This is a genomic window from Thermogutta terrifontis (assembly GCF_002277955.1).
In the GTDB taxonomy this organism is placed as follows: Bacteria; Planctomycetota; Planctomycetia; order Pirellulales; family Thermoguttaceae; genus Thermogutta; species Thermogutta terrifontis.
Genome location: NZ_CP018477.1, coordinates 858,006 through 875,163, shown reverse-complemented (window position 1 = coordinate 875,163; position 17,158 = coordinate 858,006). Strand labels below are relative to the sequence as shown.

Sequence of the window (17,158 nt, the reverse complement as noted above, 5' to 3'; positions counted from 1 at the left end):
ACGACAGCCGGAAGAAACGGCTGCCGCGCGACGTCGTCAGAATCGCTCACATCCCAACTGCAGAGTGCAAACGCACAAGCAGGCAAACGCCATCCCACCGTCAAGGCGCTGCTGGCGCGACATCGGGAATGATGGCCTTCAGGATCTGCTCCACCCAGCGATTGTTGGGAATATCGTAGAGGATGAAATCTCCGTCAAACTGCCAGTAAGCCCAGGCCCATCCGCGGCGTTCCGCCTCTCGGGTCACAAAACTCAGCCAGGCCACCCGGTCTTCCTGAGGGGCTTTGTCGTACACGCCGAACTCGCCCAGATAAATCGGCCGTTTGTGCTTTTCCGCCCAGGCCTGGGCACGGTCAAAGTCTTTCCGCACGGCTTCGCGATCCTGTTCGGTTCCCCAGTGAATGCCGACCTTGTCCGCTTTTCCCGCCCAGGGTGCGCCCTGATGCGTGAAGTCGAAGGGGCTGTAATAATGCACCGTTACGATGATGTTCGGATCGTCGGGGAGCGCGAGTTTGTCGAGGGCTGCAATGTTGTTCCACTGTCCCGGGCCAATGATCACGGTCCGCTTCGGATTGGAACGCCGAACGATGCTCAGTGCCTCCTTGGCCCAGGTGTTCCACAGTTCGGGGGTCATCGCCGAGTTGGGCTCATTGAGAAGCTCAAACAACACCTCCGGCGGCCGATTCTTCTCTCGTTCGGCGATCACTTCCCAGCACGCCATATACCGGGCCTTGAGGCGATCAGGGTCCTTCCCGATGGCAGTGAATTCGTGGAAGTCCAGAACCACCAGGAGCCCCGCCTGAAGAGCCCGATCCACGGCCCAGTCGAGTGTTTCCAGATACTCCGGCCGCAATCCCGCACCTTCGCCACTGTAGTTGGGATTATCGCGGAAGGGATGGAGGTTGATTCGCACGTGCTGGAAGCCGGCCTTGCGAATCATGGAGAAGAACTCTTCGCGGAACCTTGCCCGGGAACGATCCCGCCACAGCGGATCATACCCGATGATATTCACACCTCGCCCCAGCCGTTTGACCTGCGTCCAGGCGTCGGGCCAATCGTCGGGGTTCGCACCGTCTGCCCGGCAAACACCCAACCCGATCGAAACGAGAGCGACCATCCAGGTTGTCATCACCACCGTTGCTCGCCGCCACATCGGTCACCTCCGTTTGCTCTTTCCCTTACGACACCAGTAGGAAGCTAACAAAGTCAAAGACATTATGTGTCAGCACCGCGGACGCCGCAACCGGCCATATTTGGGTTTCACCCATCACCAAAGCGGTGGCTGGACGAGAACTGCGTGGTGGAAGGGCAAAACCCGGGCTGGCTGACCGCCGACTGAAGCGGCAATCCGTTCACGGTGCTTGAAGCGTGGGCCAGCCAACGGGATTCCGGTTGGCTGGATTGATGAATTGCCGTGGCGGGAAATAAAGTGTGGCCATGGTCATCAGATTCTGGTAGGGGCGATTTATGAATTGCCGCTACCGCGCGGTCCAATATCCAATACCTAAATTACACCCACCAAATCCCGTGGCCCGGGTGAAACCGCGTCTATATCCCGTCATGCGTGCAAGCCAAAAAGCGGACGTGACAAGCAGGCCCTCGGAAGGCTCGGAGGGGCACGCTTGTCGTGCCCGGCGAAGGGCGATGGGTCATCGAGCGGTGTTGATCGGACCCGACAAGCAAGGTCCCTCCATTGTGTGGATTGGAGGGTCGGGTTCCACCCCCGATGGGTCGTCGTCGTGCCATCCGGGCCGACGGCAAGGTGGTGAAGGCTAAAGCCTTCACTAAAAAGCGGCGATAAATCGCCGCACTCCATATGGAGTGCGGGGCTTTAGCCCCGCTTTCGGCGCGGGACTTCAGTCCCCGGCAAAAGGGAATCGACGATCCAACGTTAAGCGGCGGACCTGACAAGCAGGTCCCTCCGGCGTTGTAGGGGCGATTTATGAATTCCCCAAACAGCGGAACGCTTTCGTGGTCGCGGCAAAACGTGAAGAAACCCCGACGGACCTGACATATGCGTCCTAGTGAAGATTCAGCCTTGAGTGGAACCGGGTCCTCAAAGTCCGGGCAATATCCACGTCAAATGGGGCCTTTATCCTGAGGGGGAATCTGTGATTCGGGAGAAGAGGACGCTTCGCCTGCTCCGCTGGACTGATTGGATCGCGGTTGTTCTGTGTAATAAATGTGGATGTCCCGCTGCGGGAAGGGGATCGAGATACCCTCTTCCGTCAACCGGCGGTACACCGCGGCATGGAGCCCGTTAATCACCGTCAGACGATTGTCATAATTCGCCACATACGCAAAGAGCCGGAAATTGAGCGAGCTATCGCCAAATCCCTCAAACAGTACAACGGGCGCCGGATCTGACATGACATGAGGATGGTTTTTGGCGACATCGAGAAGCAGCGAGATCACCCGATCGGGATCGGTTCCATACGCCACACGCACAGCTACTTCGACGCGATTGGTGCGATCACTCAACGTCCAGTTGATGACTTTTCCCGTGATGAACTCCTTATTGGGAATGATCAGTTCGCGACGCTCAAAATTGAGGATTGTCGTTGCGCGGATGCGGATTTTTGTGACGACTCCCGAAAACTCGCCCACCGTGACCAAATCGCCCACCCTAATCGGTCTTTCAAAGAGAATAATGAGACCGGAGACAAAATTTGCGAAGATTTCTTGCAATCCGAATCCCAACCCGACACCCAGAGCCGCCACCAACCACTGGGCCTGCGACCACTGCAACCCCAGGCGTCCACAGGCCAAGATAATGGCCACTCCGATGACTAGATACGATGCCACCGTGTGCAGGGCATAGCGTAGACCCGGATCGACGGGCAATCTCTGCGGAAGCACAATCTCCATAAGACCCGCGATATTCTTCGCGAACATCGCACCAATCACAAGCGTGACAACGGCCAGGAGCACATCCGCCAGAGTGACCGCCCTTACCGGAACCGGCAGGGTTGCCGCTTGAGCCCCCTCCTGGACCGACACAGTCCCCACAGGTGCAGCCGATGTCGCTTCCGCCGCGGAGACTGCCGCCGGAGTTCCCCCCCACAATCGCACCTGCCGTAACATTCCCAGGGCCGGCAGAACGTCTGCCCAGATCCACCACAGCAGGAACACCGCGAGCACGACCTGAAGCGTGCCGAACAGTCGCCGCGTTTGGGAACCGACCAAGGAAAGATCGGGCTCGGATTCCGCGGGTGGCGCCACGACCCCGCCGCTCTCCGTGGCAGCTTCAGTACTCTGAGCTTCCATCATACGTTTTTGCCGGGCACGATTGAGGCCAATCCGCTGCTTGCGAACAACAAGCCAGCGGTTGAAGAGCTCTTCCAAGACGCCCAGTCCTAACGGCAGGATGATCGTCTCTCGGAATCGCTGGGCCAGCTCGATGGCCGTGTAGCTGTAGCCAAGCAAAGAAAGCACGGCCAGAACAATTGGGGTTCCCACCCCGGCAAGCCACCAGACCGTCCGTCCTCGATAGAACCATCCTCTGTCGTTGTGAATGCGCACCGCTTCCCAGACGGACCCCCGCGGGCGGAAGAGGATCGCCGCCATCACCGCATAAAGAGCCATCATCGCCAGGAAGGCCAAACGCCCTGGGCCGGCTTCCCACCGCTGGTCATTACTGGCATGAATGGCTGCGCAGAAATACGTGACAACCACTCCCAGGAAGATGAACCAGCGGAGTTGACGGCGGAGGGCCGTCGCGAGATTCGGTGGCCAGCCGAAGTGAGCTTCCCCCAAACCGCCGGCGGCCGCGACCCGACGCAACCCATCGAAGACCAGCAAGAACTCAGCCACCGAGCGCAGCCCCGCCGCAATGACCAAACTCAACGAAGTGCTTTCCAAAGGCGACACCAGCCGCCACGCCAAAAAGAAAAGAGCCGAGGGGAGCCAGAGCGTTTCCGCCACTGTAATGGCTACCGCGTGGAGCGTTGGCCAGAATCCGTAGAAGGCTCCTCGGCTGACTCGGGCGGCTAGATCGGGCAGAATTTTTCTCAATCGGAAAAGAAGCAGACCCCAAATCAATAAGAGCAAAACGGTGGACATCCACAGACTGGGGTTATTGACCACATCCCGCTCAATAATTCCCCCAATTTCAGACCATGTTTCGACCCCAACCAGCGTGTTGATCACACCCAGCGTGAGGCGGAAATGCTCAGACCACTGTGATGGTTCAAAGGCGGGGGTGTTGGGGATCCACAGAATGTGCTCGTCGATAAACCGGCGGTACTCTTCGATCAGCCGGATGGTCGCCCTCTCCGTGTTGTCTAAATCCACCAGGTCATTGAGCCAGCGATTGTAGAGTTTGACCTGCTGTTCGAGCAGTGAATAAGACTCCGTGAGCAGCTCCCGGAGGACTTCCTCCCACTCCGGATGATGATCAAGATCCTCACCCATCAGGCGACTTCGCCAGCGTGCGATTTCTTCCTCGAGTGGCGGTGCCTGCGCGTGCCGATCGCTCAATTCCAGCAGGTTCCACTGGGCCTGGCGAATGTCTTCCTGACGCTTGCGAATTCTCTGCCAGAGGGTGTAAGTGTCGGGGAGTTTCGCCCGCTGCGCACGCAACCAAAGTCCCAGTGCCCCCGTCATCCCCACGACACCCATCCGGTCCCTGGTGGTCTGAAATTGCTGCTTAAGCTCTTCCAGTTGCTGATTGGCCCGGGTGAGTTCAGCCGATACGGAATTAACCTTCGCCGTGAGTTGAGCCACTTCGGCAGCCGATTTTTCCACCTGTTCAGCCACCGTGCGGAGAGCGGGCGGAAGCTGCTCCCGCCTTTGTTTGGCTTTTTCCGCGCGAGAGACCGCCTCGGCCTGACGCCGCTGAGCCAGGATCTGCTGCCACTGCTGGAATTCGCCTTCCGCCACACGCAACCGCTGCGCCGCCACACGTCTCTGCAAAGGGAGGAGGGCTTCGTCGGCCTTGTCGTAATAGGCGAGTTCTTCCTTGCTGGCCTCGGCTTCCCGGCGTGCCGATTCCCATTCCGCCTGATGCAGGATGCGTTCCGCTTCCGCCAGGGCGGGGATCTGATCCGCCTTGGGGGGCGCCGCCAGCGCTTGCCGGGCAGCCTCGATCCGTTTCTGCGCCGCGTCGGCCCTCTGCTTGGCGGACTGTCGCGAGGAGTTACGTCGGGTCACCTCCGCCTCAACGGAGTCACGGGCACTCCGCGCCGCATTGAGCCGTTCCTCGGCCTCCTGGGCCGCTTTCTGAATGTCTTCCAGCGACAGGTCGTCCGCATTGACAGTGCCCGCGGCTGCTTCCAGGGAAGCAAGCTCTGCTTCCAGCTTTTTAATTTCCTGGGTAATGGACTCCCGCTGCTGGCGAAATTGCTCCGCGCGAGCTCTGGCCTTGTCAGCCGCCGCAAGTTCCTGGAGGGCGCGCTCATAGATTCCGACAATCTGGGATTTGAGAGCCTCGTCCAGACTGGGATCAGACTGAATCCGCTGAATCCGAAGCTGAAGGTCTTCGGCGGACAATGCGGGCACGGAAGGCTCGGCGGGTGACTGCGCCCCGGCTCCAGGCGTTACCGGCGAAAGCGGCGGCGTGCCTCCCCCTGCATCAGGCTGCGCGGTGGCGGCTGGTTCTTGCGCACGGGCGACTCGAAGCGGCGAGCGAAGAGAATTCATCCGCTGCGCTTGCGACTGCGCCAGGAGGTTCACCTCCGCGGGATACCCGTTGTGCGACTCGTCCGGCTGTGCACCGGCGATGTCGTCCGCTGACGCCATGCCCGGCGTCACCGCGAAAGACAGTCCCTCCGGAACGCAAGTCACAAAAAGTAATATTGCAAGGACGCGAACAGGTTGACTCATCCTATTTTTCCTAATTCTCCGACTCGACCGTGCGTCGCTCACATTCGTCGGGCAGCACCGACCGGCATTGTCCAGATTGGGTTTCCCGGTGACAATGCCACTTTTGGTGGTCCATTGTGTCCGGTCACGTGAAAACAGTGCTGTTCCGAAGCCTGAATCAGTCGTAACAGCGATGTCTGTCGGGCGGCCGCGGAATGCGGTTTTCCGCTTACGGTTTTTCGCGGGGTGACATTCTCACCGGCTGGCTTGGGTTCTCGCGTGGTACAATCTTCTGAAGCCGAAAAGAAAAGTTCAGATGGGTTGCAACCGATCGGGTGTGGGCCTGCGCCAGTCGCCCCGGCCGCGGGCAGTGACCGCGAAAAGTCCTGGACCAGCGACTTCAGGCTTGCGCCGGGCCGCCAATGGCCCCTTTTAAGAGTGGCCAACGGACTTCATGTGCGAACATTCAGCGGTTTATGTTACAAGGCCGCACGAGTGCCGGCTTAGAGCACCTCAAATTCCCGGATGATTTTAACAAGCTGAAAACGAGCGTTTTTGATGTGCAGCGTTGTGGTGGAAAATCTCGCCAAACACTATGAGGACCTCCGTCGGGGGCGGATTGTGGCCCTGGAAGGGCTCAGTTTCGTTGCCCGACCAGGCGAGGTTTTCGGCCTGTTAGGCCCCAATGGGGCGGGTAAAACCACCACTCTGCGGATCCTCGCCACGCTGCTGAGGCCGACCTCCGGCCGGGCCGTGGTCAACGGCTACGATTGCTTAACACAGCCCGATGAGGTTCGCCGGTCGATCGGGTTCATGTCTGTCAACACGGCCGTGTATGACCGCATGACGGCCTGGGAGATGGTCGAATATTTTGGACTTCTCTACGGGTTGCCGCGGGACGTGTTACGGGCTCGCATGGAGGAGCTTTTCAACCGGCTGCGAATGTGGGAGATCCGCGATGTCCTGGGAGCCAAGATGTCCACCGGGATGAAGCAGAAGGTGTCCGTCGCCCGCGCCCTCATTCACGATCCACCCGTACTCATTTTCGATGAACCGACTGCCGGATTGGACGTCCTGGTGGCAAGAGCGCTGCTCAAAACCATCGCAGAGTTGCGAGACCAGGGAAAATGCGTGATTTTCTCCACGCATATCATGCGCGAGGCGGAAAAACTCTGTGACCGCATCGCCATCCTCTATCGCGGAAAGATTCTGGCGGCGGGGACATTGCCGGAACTTCGCGAAGAGTACCGCGAGCACGATCTGGAAGAGCTTTTCTTCCGCCTGATCACCCAGGTCGAACTGGAAAACGGCCAGCCGACAGTGGCCCATCAAGAAAGTCGCCGCGAGCCGTGCGATCGCAACACGGTGGGAACTGAACACGACACTCACACAGGATCACCCGCACTCAACCGTCCGACATGACGTGGCGTAACGTTCGCATCATCTTCGCCCGCGAAATCCGCGATCAGTTGCGTGATCGCCGGACGATCTTCATGGTGGCGGTGCTCCCGGTGTTCCTCTATCCGCTCCTGGGTTTGAGCTTCTTTCAAATTGCCCAGTTCATGGGCGAAAAGCCCAGTCGGATTCTGGTCATCGGCGCTCGGGAACCGCTCGATCCACCGCTGTTTGAAAACAATCGCTTTTGTGAAATGTTTTTCGCCAGTCCCGCGGAAGCCCGCCTTTTGGAGCTTGCGTTTTTCCGCGAGGAACCCGAGGATCACGGTCTTCCCAGAGCGCCCGAGGGCTGGGAAACCCTCGCCAAGGAGGCCATCACATCGCAGGATTTTGATGCCGTCCTGGTCTTTCCGCCGGGATTCGCCGGCGAGCTTGCGCGATTTCGGGAAGAGATCCGCCGTCAATTGACGGCGCATTTCCCTGGGGATATTCGGAATCCGGCAGACACTCATTTTGAAAGTACCGGGTCAAAAGACCACGACGAATTAAGTCACTCCGGCGAGAGTCCGCCTGGGAAGGGCCAACCGGTCATTGTGGCGCGGTCCGCGATTCCGTCGCCCCAGATTTATTACTCTTCCGCGCAGGAAAGATCACAAACCGCCTACAATCGACTGCAGCGCGTCCTGGAGCAATGGAGTACCCAGGTGATGATCGCCAACCTGGCGGCCGCCCAATTGCCGCCCGAGGCCGCGCGCCCCTTCCGCCTCGAAATCGCGGATGTCTCGGCGGGGACCTCGCTTCAGGGGGCTGCCGTTTGGGCCAAGATTTTCCCTGTCCTGCTGGTCATCTGGTCTCTTACCGGTTCGTTCTACCCCGCCGTGGATCTGTGTGCCGGAGAGAAAGAACGCGGAACGCTGGAAACGCTTCTTTCCAGCCCCGCCAGTCGAAAGGAAATCGTCCTCGGCAAGCTGGCGGCCATCACGGTTTTCAGCATGGCGACCGCGGTCCTCAACCTGGTCAGCATGGGGCTGACAGGGTGGCTGGCGTTCGGCAACCTGCCGCAGTTTTCCGCGCCCCCATTGTCCTCGGTCTTGTGGCTGGGACTGGCCCTGTTGCCGACTTCAGCCGCATTTAGTTGCTTGGCGTTGGGCATCGCCGCATTTGCACGCAGCACAAAAGAGGGCCAGTACTATCTGATGCCGCTGCTTTTTGTGACGTTACCGCTCGTCGGCCTCCCCATGGCGCGAGGCCTTGAGCTGGACCTGGGCACGGCCCTTATTCCGATTGCGGGCCTGGTCTTGCTGCTGAAGACACTCATCGAAGGGCAAATCGCCGAGGCCCTCCGCTTCGTCGCGCCGGTGACCGCGGTCACTCTGGGCGGATGCCTTCTCATGCTCCGCTGGTCTGTTCAGCAGTTCAATCGAGAACAAGTGCTCTTCCGGGAGAGTGAGCGATTTGATCTCACTGCCTGGCTGCGATACGCCACACGCCGGCGTTCCGTCCCAACCCCGGCACTGGCACTTTTGTGCGGGGTCAGCATTCTGCTGGTTCGTTTTGTGCTGACACAAGCTCTCGCCCGGACTTCGCTGACACTCAGTTTCATGCAACAGGCGCTCATCACGCAGTTGGTTGTGGTCCTCCTGCCGGTGGGGGTGATGACGGGACTGTTTGTGGACCGGCCGCGCGAGACACTGCTCCTTCGCTGGCCACGTTGGCGACACGTTTTGGGTGCCGCATTGCTGGCCGTTGCTCTGTGTCCCGCATTCAGCACATTCAAACTCTGGGTGACAAAGCTGTACCCTCTCGATCCGGCCATCGCGGAGTACCTCAAGCAACTCTCCACAAGCGTGCCGGACTGGCCTACCCTGCTGTTCGTGATGGCTCTCGTACCGGCCGTGTGCGAGGAACTCGCCTTCCGAGGATTCGTGCTCTCCGGCTTTCGGAGCGGTTTGCGGCCTCTGGAAGCCGTCGTGTACTCCGCCGTGTTTTTCGCCCTCACTCACGCCCTCATGCAGCAGTCGGTGGTGGCATTCGTTGCCGGATTGGTCCTGGGAATGCTTGCCCTCCGCACCGGCAGCCTTTATCCCTGTGTGGTGTACCATGCAATGCACAATGGCCTGGGGCTGGTTCTGGGATCGATCACGGCCGAGGTCTACCGGCAGCATCCCTGGCTGGAATCCCTGGCCAGTTGGACGGAGGACGGACTGATGTTTCATGGGCCGATCGTGGCCGCCGGCATTCTCGCCGCCGGACTGATCGTCTCCTGGATGATCCCGCACTCGCCAGATCGGCCGACCCCCGAGCATGACGCCGACTGAGGTCGGTCCGGAAACTCGTTCAGAACAGGTTGCGGACCTTAAGGCAATACCGACACGACTCCCACCACGGAAGTGATGCTCGAGTTCCGACTTTATCGACTATCCGCTGACTGGGTCATTTCTCCCGGAGAATCGCCTCGCCGGTTTGGCAGTGTCCTGTTGTACCGGGACCGCGTGCTGGCCGTGGGAGAGGATTCCTCTTCTGCTCGTGTGGTGGACAAATTGCGGGCCAGCCTGCCGGAACATGCCGACATCGTCGTCGAAGAGCACACCTATCCCGGCTGCGCGATCCTACCCGGACTGATCAATGCCCACACCCATCTGGAGCTGAGCGGCTGGAACAGAGGTTTTAAAGAAGGGCAATCCCTGTGGGAATGGATTCCCACCGTTGTCGCGTTCCGTCGATCGGCAGACTATCGTCCGGCGGAGGCCATCTCCCGTGGAATCGAAGAATGCGTGGCAGGCGGTGCGTGCGGGATTGTTGATATCGCGCAGCCTGGCTGGCCTGCGTGGTGGGTGGAAACATTCCTCCCCGACCGACGCTTGCCTTCAGGGCCACGTCCGCGCGTGCTCAGCCTCCTGGAATGCATCGCCGTGCGAGAAGATACGGTAGGGGAACTCATTTCCCGACTCGATCTGCATCGCTGGGCATGTACGCTGCTGGGACTGGATGCGGGAATCAGTCCCCATGCGCCATACACCGTCCCGCCTACCGTGTTGCGGCAACTCGTTTCATACGCCAACGCTCGGGCTCTTCCAGTGGCCATCCACCTTGCAGAGACCGCAGAAGAACAAGAGCTTCTCCAACATCAGACGGGCCCATTTCATAAGATGTTCGCTGATCTGGGGATCAATACCCGGTCTCTTTTCGGAAGCGGTACGAGTTGGGCCGAGTATATCGCCATCCTTTCCGAGAGTTCTCCCCTTCTCATCGTCCACGGGAATCATCTGACATCGCTTGAGCGGAGTTTGCTCCAGCGATCGGCCCGGCGGGTTGCGGTGGTGTTCTGTCCGCGAACCTACCGCCGCTTCGGCCATGCGGGGTATCCCCTCGACGAATACCTCGCGGCCGGGATTCCCGTGATTCTCGGGACGGACAGTCGCGCGACCAATCCGGACCTGAGTATCTTGCGGGAGCTGCAAACTGTACGCGAGCTCTTTCCCCACTTGCCTGCTGGGCAAGTCCTTGCCATGGCAACATCTCAACCAGCAAAGGTGCTGGGATGGCAAGGGTGGGGATATCTGCGCGACGGGGCTTCCGCCCAAATCACGGTCGTGAAATTGGAGGATCGGATCGACGAAAGAGACCCTGTGGAAGCCGTGCTCGCTCCCCAGGCGACCGTTCGGGCCGTGTGGATCGACGGCCAACTGGCGTACTCCGCGGACAACGAAAATTAGCCCCTCGCTCTTGTCAAAGAGCGGAGCAGTGTATCGCCCGCGGCGGTGTGCAGCCCCCAGGTGATCAGGATGATACTCTTTCGGAAATCACTCCTCTTGGAAAGAGAAGCCAGTTCTTGCTTACTCCTTCCGCCACGGTGCTTTCGCCGCCATCGCCGTTTATAATGGGGGCGAAAACACGTTGACTCGCCCTGGCTAACCTTGCGACATCCTCGGGGAGGTTTTGCCATGTCTGGGCTGAAAAGAGCTGTGGGGCTGGGGTTGCTACTTGCCTTGAGTGGTACCGCCCTGGCCAAAGAACCGCCACAAAAACCGTGGAACGTGGTGGTCATTCTGGTGGATGACCTGGGAGCCACTGATCTCGGATGTACCGGCAGCCGATTTTACGAAACTCCCCACATCGATCGCCTTGCCTCGCAGGGAATGCGCTTTACCCAGGGCTATGCCGCATGTACGGTGTGTTCACCCACTCGGGCAGCTCTTTTGACCGGGAAGTATCCGGCACGCTTGCACCTCACCGACTGGATCCCCGGTCATGTGCGACCACGGGCAAAACTCCGCATTCCCGATTGGAGAATGTACCTTCCCCTCGAAGAGCTCACCCTGGCGGAAAGACTTCATGAAGCGGGTTACGCCACAGCCCACGTGGGAAAATGGCACCTGGGGGATCCGCCCTACTTTCCCCAGCATCAGGGGTTTGATTTGAATATCGGGGGAACGCAGTGGGGGTCGCCCGGCAGTTACTTCTGGCCGTACGGAAAAGCAGACCGCCGCGTTCCGCTGGAGGGCGGTCACGAGGGGGAATATCTCACCGATCGCCTCACCGATGAAGCCATGAAGTTCATTACCGCCAACAAGGGAAAGCCCTTTTTCCTGTACTTTGCTCATTATGCCGTGCATACGCCGCTTCAGGCCAAGGAACAGCTTGTTCGCTATTACGAAAAGAAGCTCGCAGAAGCTAACGCCCGGGGAGACAACCTGAACGGTCAGCAATGCCCGGTCTATGCCGCCATGATTCACAGTTTGGACCAAAGCGTCGGCCGAATTCTCGAAACTCTCGATAGTCTGCAACTGACCGAACGAACGATCGTCATCTTCACGTCCGACAACGGTGGACTGGTTCTGCCCGCGTGCCAGAAACGGCCAGTGACCCACAACATCGGCCTGCGGGCCGGAAAAGGATCGGCTTATGAGGGTGGCGTCCGCGTTCCCTGGATCATTCGGTGGCCTGGGGTGACCGCTCCAGGGAGCGTTTCCCATCAACCGATCATGACGATCGATCTCTATCCCACCGTTCTCGACATGCTCGGCCTCGCCGACGATCCTTCGCACCATTCCGACGGCATGAGCGTAGCCAATGTGCTTCGCGGCGAGGGGTCGTTGCCTGATCGCGCCCTCTTCTGGCACTATCCGCACTACCATCCGGGCGGCGCTACTCCCTACAGTGCGGTGCGGCACGGTGACTGGAAATACATCCACTTCTATGAGGATAATCATGGAGAGCTGTACAATCTCAAGGACGATCCCCAGGAATCACAGGACCTCACTGACCGTTTCCCGCAAAAGGCTGCTCAGCTCCGGGCGGTCCTGGAAAAATGGTTGAAAGAGGTCGATGCCCAGCTACCAACCCCAAATCCCGATTACCAACCGGAATAACTTCCCTGATAACAGGAATCCCGCCGAACAATCGAGATTTGTCAATCCTCGAACGTGATCAGTCCCATTGGCTGTGGGGCCATGGGACGTGTTGGTTGTCGGTCCTCTAACAAGGAGATGGCACCATGAGGAAGTCCGCGTGTTGGCTGGTGTGTGGTGTTCTGGTGACGGGAATGGCCGCCTCGGCGGTTGCAGAAGACGGTTGGATCACCATTCCGATCAAGCCGGGTCTACCGGGCTGGAAGCTCAAGGGAAGCCCCGAGCAAAGCAAATGGCAGGTGGGAACGGCGGCCGTCGATCCGAATGATCCCCGCGCCCTCATCTGCAAACCCGGTGGGGAAGAACTCGTGAACGTCGGTTCTCATGGCGTGGACATCTACACCGAGCAGACCTTCGGCGATGCCATCATCGAGATTGAAGTGATGGTCCCGAAGGGTTCAAACTCCGGCATCTACGTTATGGGCGAGTATGAGATTCAGGTCCTCGATAGCTACGGCAAGGAAAAGCTGGGCATGGGAGACATGGGCGCGCTCTACAGCATTGCCGTTCCCAAGGTGAATGCTTCCAAGCAACCTGGCGAGTGGCAAAAGTACGTCATCGAGTACCGCGCCCCGCGTTTTGACGCGACGGGCAAGAAAACCGCCAACGGCAAGCTGGTGAAAGTGGTGCTCAACGGCCAGGTCATTCACGAGAACCTAGAGTTACCCTCCCAGACCCCCGGCGGCGTGACAGGCAAGGAAGTGCCCCGTGGCCCCATCATGCTGCAGGGGAATCACGGTCCGGTGGCCTACCGCAACATCCGCGTCAAGCCGCTCGACTGATTCAAAAAACCTGGCCCGGGCCCAATGGCGGAAATCATCCGCTTGCTTGAGCCCTTCTGAGCCAAGCTCCATTCACCTGCCACCTTGCATTGCCCGGCACTAAAAAACAAGCGGGGTGTTTTAACGACACCCCGCTTGCTCGTTTTCCTGTCGCCCCAGGACTGAACGTCTTCGCTTTGCGTAAATTCGTGCGGGATGCCTCTTCGCGTTTTCGGAGTCCTTGGATCAGAATTCGACCGTGCAGCCGGTCAATTTTTCCCGAAGCTGATTGATTCCGCCTTCACTCAAGCCGCTCTGCTGGAGCGACAACTTTTTGAGGGACGCCAGCTTCGCGAGATGAGGCACGGCCTCGTCTGTGATGTCATCACACTCTTTGAGTGAGAGCGTGCGGAGTTGTGTCAGATTGCTCAGGTGGGCCAGCCCGGCACTGGTGATGCGTGTTCCGTCCAGGACCAGTTCTTCCAGTTGCTTGAGCTTGCCGAGATGGGCCAGGCCGGCATCGGTGATCTGGGTATGCCAGAGATCCAGAACCTTCAAGTTGGGAAAATTGAGCAGGGCCTCAGCAGTGGTGTCGTCCGCCTGCGTTTCCGCCAGATCCAGTTCCTGGAGATTCTGTGTATCGGTGAGCGCCTTCAGTCCATGGCCGGAGATGTAAAGTCCCCGCAGGAAAAGGCGCTGCAATTTGGTGAGCGGCTTGAGCAAGGCAATCCCATCATCCGTCACCCCGTAACACCGCATGAGGTTGAGTGCCTCCAGATTGGTGAGCGATGCAAGCTGCTTCACGCCGGCGTCGGTAATCCCGGCATCTTCCAAAGCGAGGTCTTTCAAATTGGTCAACTGGGCGATTGTGGCGATGCCCGCATCGGTAACGCTGGGTTGGTTCCGCAACTTAAGGGCCCGCAATTCTTTCAGGTCCTTCAGTTGTTCGAGGCCCGCATCCGTGATCATGACACATCCCCGCAGGTCCAGGTTGCGGAGCTTCTTGAGCTGTCCCACCCATTTCATCCCGGCATCGGAAAAATTGTTGTACAGCAGCGCCAATTCCTGAAGATTTTCCAGCGTCACCAGATGCTGGAGACCATCGTCTGTCAAATTGGTGCTCCGCCGTAAATTGAGCGACCGCAAACTCTTGATCTGCCCCAGGAACTTCATTCCGTCGTTGGTGATGCTGGTATTCTCCAGAACGAGCACCTGAAGGTTGGGGAGCTTCGTCAACTCCTGGATACCTGCGTCCGTGATGTCGGCGCCCCACAAGCTCAGCCGCTGGATGGTCGGGATCTGCGCGATCAGGGCCAGGTCCTGATCGGTCGTCTGCCGCTGGAAGAGGTCCACGGCTAGCGGATTGCCGTTCGCGTCTCGCTCAAGCTTGCCATTTAGCTCGGTTACTCGCTCTTCCAGTTTCTTAACAAGGGCCGGGTCAATACTAACAGTCGGCTGCGTCGGCTTGGGTTCCTTGGCAACCGGTTGTTTGGGCTCTTCACTACTTTGCGGGGCCGGCTGCGGCTTAGGACATCCTGCACATGCCAGGGCAACCACCAAAACACAGGCAAGTCTTGCAAGTACACGCATTGAGCCTCTCCCATCGCAAATGCCAATTAGTTCTAGCGCTCACGACACAAATTTGGCATGCCGATACTGATAACACCATTACGCTACCACGGCCAGTTGGTGTTCGCCAACCCGGGGGAAGACAAGACTCATGCAACGCGTGCGACTTTCCCGAGGCATTCACAACGCAATCTCGTCAATCTCGGAGTTTGTTTCAGCCCACCTGCTTCATGCTTGCATTTGCATCGATCTGCCCGCAGCCCGTGGTTGTGGAGTCACGCCCCAGACTTCCTGCGGTAGACTTGCCATCGAATGCCCAGTTTGCGCATTCTGGAGCGCAACGTGTGGGGATTGATCCCCAGTAAAGCCGCCGCCCCTTTGGGCCCCTCGATTCTCCCGGCGCACCGCCGAAGGGCTTCTTCAATGTGGCGACGATTGACTTCCTCCAGTGTGGGAAAGGCCTCGTCCTGGAAATTCTCCTTCTGGTGATCCGTGGCACCGGGCGAGGTGCCGATTCCCAGGGCTTTGGCTACCTGCAGGCCCCGGCCGTCGCCCAAAATGGCCGCGCGATCAATGACCGCCGCCAGCTCCCGAATGTTTCCCGGCCAGTCGTAGCTCATAAGAAGACGAATGTCTTCCTCAGTGGGCAGTTGGAGCGGCAAATTGAACCGCACCGCCGCCCGTTCGGCAAAATGCCGGGCAAGCGCCGGGATATCCTCGGGCCGGTCGCGGAGCGGCGGGAGAAAGATCGGAAAAACCGCCAGACGGTACCACAGATCTTCGCGAAACCGACCCGCCCGCACCATCTCCTGCAGGTTCCGATGCGTGGCGGCGATGATCCGCACGTCCACGGTGATGGGATGTCGGCCACCAACGCGCTCAAACGTTCCGTCCTGAAGAACCTGCAGAAGACGCACCTGGGCGTCCAGGGGAAGTTCTCCAATTTCGTCCAAAAAAAGCGTGCCTCCATCCGCCCTCTCAAACCACCCCTGATGCGTTTCCACCGCCCCCGTGAAACTTCCCTTTTCGTGACCGAAGAGCTGGGAGTCCACCAGTTCGGGAGGGATCGCGCCGCAATTTACGCGAAGAAAGGGCGCCTTCGCCCGAGGAGAGCGAAGATGGATCGTCCGCGCGATAAGCTCCTTTCCGGTACCCGTTTCTCCCAGCAAAAGCACCGGCACATCCGATCGAGCCACCAATTCCACGCGTTCCATGACGTGCTTGAGGCCACCGTCTGCTCCCACAATGGTGTCGCCCAGCGACTTTCGACCCAGACGCGCCAGAAGGGACTGCCGCTCGGCTTCGGCGGCTTCGCGAAGGACGGCCAACTCGCGGACTCGGGCATCGTTCTCCAGGCTGACGGCCAACGGCTCCAGAACCTCGTGAAAGAGTTGAACGTGAGAGGTCGTAAACGGTGGCCCATCTTCTCTTTCCACCAGCAACGCAATCCCCGTCGCCTTCCCGTCCGAGACCAAGCCGCCGACCAGGACAGCCGCGGGAGCGTTCCCAAGCAAGCTTTCCAAATCCACGCCGCAAAGATCTGGCCGATTGGGCGGCATTTTCAACACGTCCCGCCCTAAACACCACTGCATAAGACGGGAGAGTGCAGCACGCGAAAGGGGGGTTACTCTCTGCCCCAACCACGGGGGAACGGTCGGCGCGACGGCGACGGTCTCAAGAACCGAGTCGGACGGTTTCAACCGGCGGACCACCATGACCTGAAACGGGATGCGGTTTTTGAGGACTGTCGCGATTCCCGCCACCGATTCGGCGATCTCGATATGGCGGCAGGCTTCCCGCCAGACTTCAACAAGGAGCGTGTTCTCATCCATCATAAGCAGTATTTGCCAACCCCTGCGCGAGATTTCCGTGATATTTAACGGTTTTGAACAAGCGGCGAGGATATTTCGCGTTGATTCTTCGTCGAAGAACAATGGCAGAGATTTTCCGTTAAATGTAACGGTTCTGCGCCTTCGAATCCAGTCCACCCCGTTATATTTCACGGATTGATTGACCCTGAAAACCCGGCCAAAGATATAGTAAAGTCATATCTCCTTACTAAGGCGTCACTTGCGACGCGCTATTCGCCACTGGCATGGATCGTGCGTGACGCCTTCACCTTTGGCCTACGGCCCGCGCATGTGCGGAATCGCCGTCGGCTGTCGGTTCACCGCGCGTGGCGATTGGCCAATCTCAAATGACAACGCCGTCCAACGTGGA

At 59.0% G+C, this 17,158-nt stretch carries 9 protein-coding genes; 5 read left to right on the top strand and 4 right to left on the bottom strand.

The features are described from left to right. Window positions 1-100: 100 nt before the first annotated feature. Together THTE_RS03175 and THTE_RS03170 are read right to left on the bottom strand one after the other, a co-directional pair. The gene (locus tag THTE_RS03175) at window positions 101-1,153 is read right to left on the bottom strand and encodes a glycoside hydrolase family 5 protein (RefSeq protein WP_095414078.1); all 1,053 of its coding nucleotides are present in this window, start codon (window positions 1,151-1,153) and stop codon (window positions 101-103) included. Between the two features lie 926 nt (window positions 1,154-2,079). Next, window positions 2,080-5,823 (bottom strand): mechanosensitive ion channel domain-containing protein, encoded by a 3,744-nt coding sequence (locus THTE_RS03170; protein ID WP_095414077.1) that lies wholly within the window; start codon window positions 5,821-5,823, stop codon window positions 2,080-2,082. A 537-nt stretch (window positions 5,824-6,360) separates the two neighbouring features. Between THTE_RS03170 and THTE_RS03165 the strand changes: the two genes are divergently transcribed. From THTE_RS03165 to THTE_RS03145, 5 genes are all read left to right on the top strand, one after another. Beyond that, window positions 6,361-7,224 carry an ABC transporter ATP-binding protein gene (locus tag THTE_RS03165; protein ID WP_095414076.1) on the top strand — a complete coding sequence of 288 codons (864 nt, stop codon included), beginning with the start codon at window positions 6,361-6,363 and terminating at the stop codon, window positions 7,222-7,224. Beyond that, on the top strand, window positions 7,221-9,515 hold the full coding sequence (locus THTE_RS03160) for an ABC transporter permease subunit/CPBP intramembrane protease (RefSeq protein ID WP_095414075.1): 2,295 nt from the start codon (window positions 7,221-7,223) through the stop codon (window positions 9,513-9,515). The genes THTE_RS03165 and THTE_RS03160 overlap by 4 nt, the downstream gene beginning before the upstream one ends. 75 nt (window positions 9,516-9,590) lie before the next feature. Then, window positions 9,591-10,913, top strand: a complete 1,323-nt coding sequence (locus tag THTE_RS03155) for an amidohydrolase family protein (protein WP_095414074.1) — start codon at window positions 9,591-9,593, stop codon at window positions 10,911-10,913. A 228-nt stretch (window positions 10,914-11,141) separates the two neighbouring features. Beyond that, window positions 11,142-12,569: a sulfatase gene (locus THTE_RS03150; protein ID WP_095414073.1), complete on the top strand. Its 1,428-nt coding sequence runs from the start codon at window positions 11,142-11,144 to the stop codon at window positions 12,567-12,569. Between the two features lie 125 nt (window positions 12,570-12,694). Next, window positions 12,695-13,390: a 3-keto-disaccharide hydrolase gene (locus tag THTE_RS03145; protein ID WP_095414072.1), complete on the top strand. Its 696-nt coding sequence runs from the start codon at window positions 12,695-12,697 to the stop codon at window positions 13,388-13,390. Between the two features lie 225 nt (window positions 13,391-13,615). Here THTE_RS03145 and THTE_RS03140 read toward each other — a convergent pair whose 3' ends face one another. Together THTE_RS03140 and THTE_RS03135 are read right to left on the bottom strand one after the other, a co-directional pair. After that, complete coding sequence (locus THTE_RS03140) at window positions 13,616-14,959, bottom strand: leucine-rich repeat domain-containing protein (RefSeq protein WP_095414071.1); 1,344 nt, start codon at window positions 14,957-14,959, stop codon at window positions 13,616-13,618. Window positions 14,960-15,213: 254 nt separating this feature from the next. Further along, window positions 15,214-16,773 (bottom strand): sigma-54 interaction domain-containing protein, encoded by a 1,560-nt coding sequence (locus THTE_RS03135; protein WP_207651766.1) that lies wholly within the window; start codon window positions 16,771-16,773, stop codon window positions 15,214-15,216. Between the last annotated feature and the right edge of the window lie 385 nt (window positions 16,774-17,158).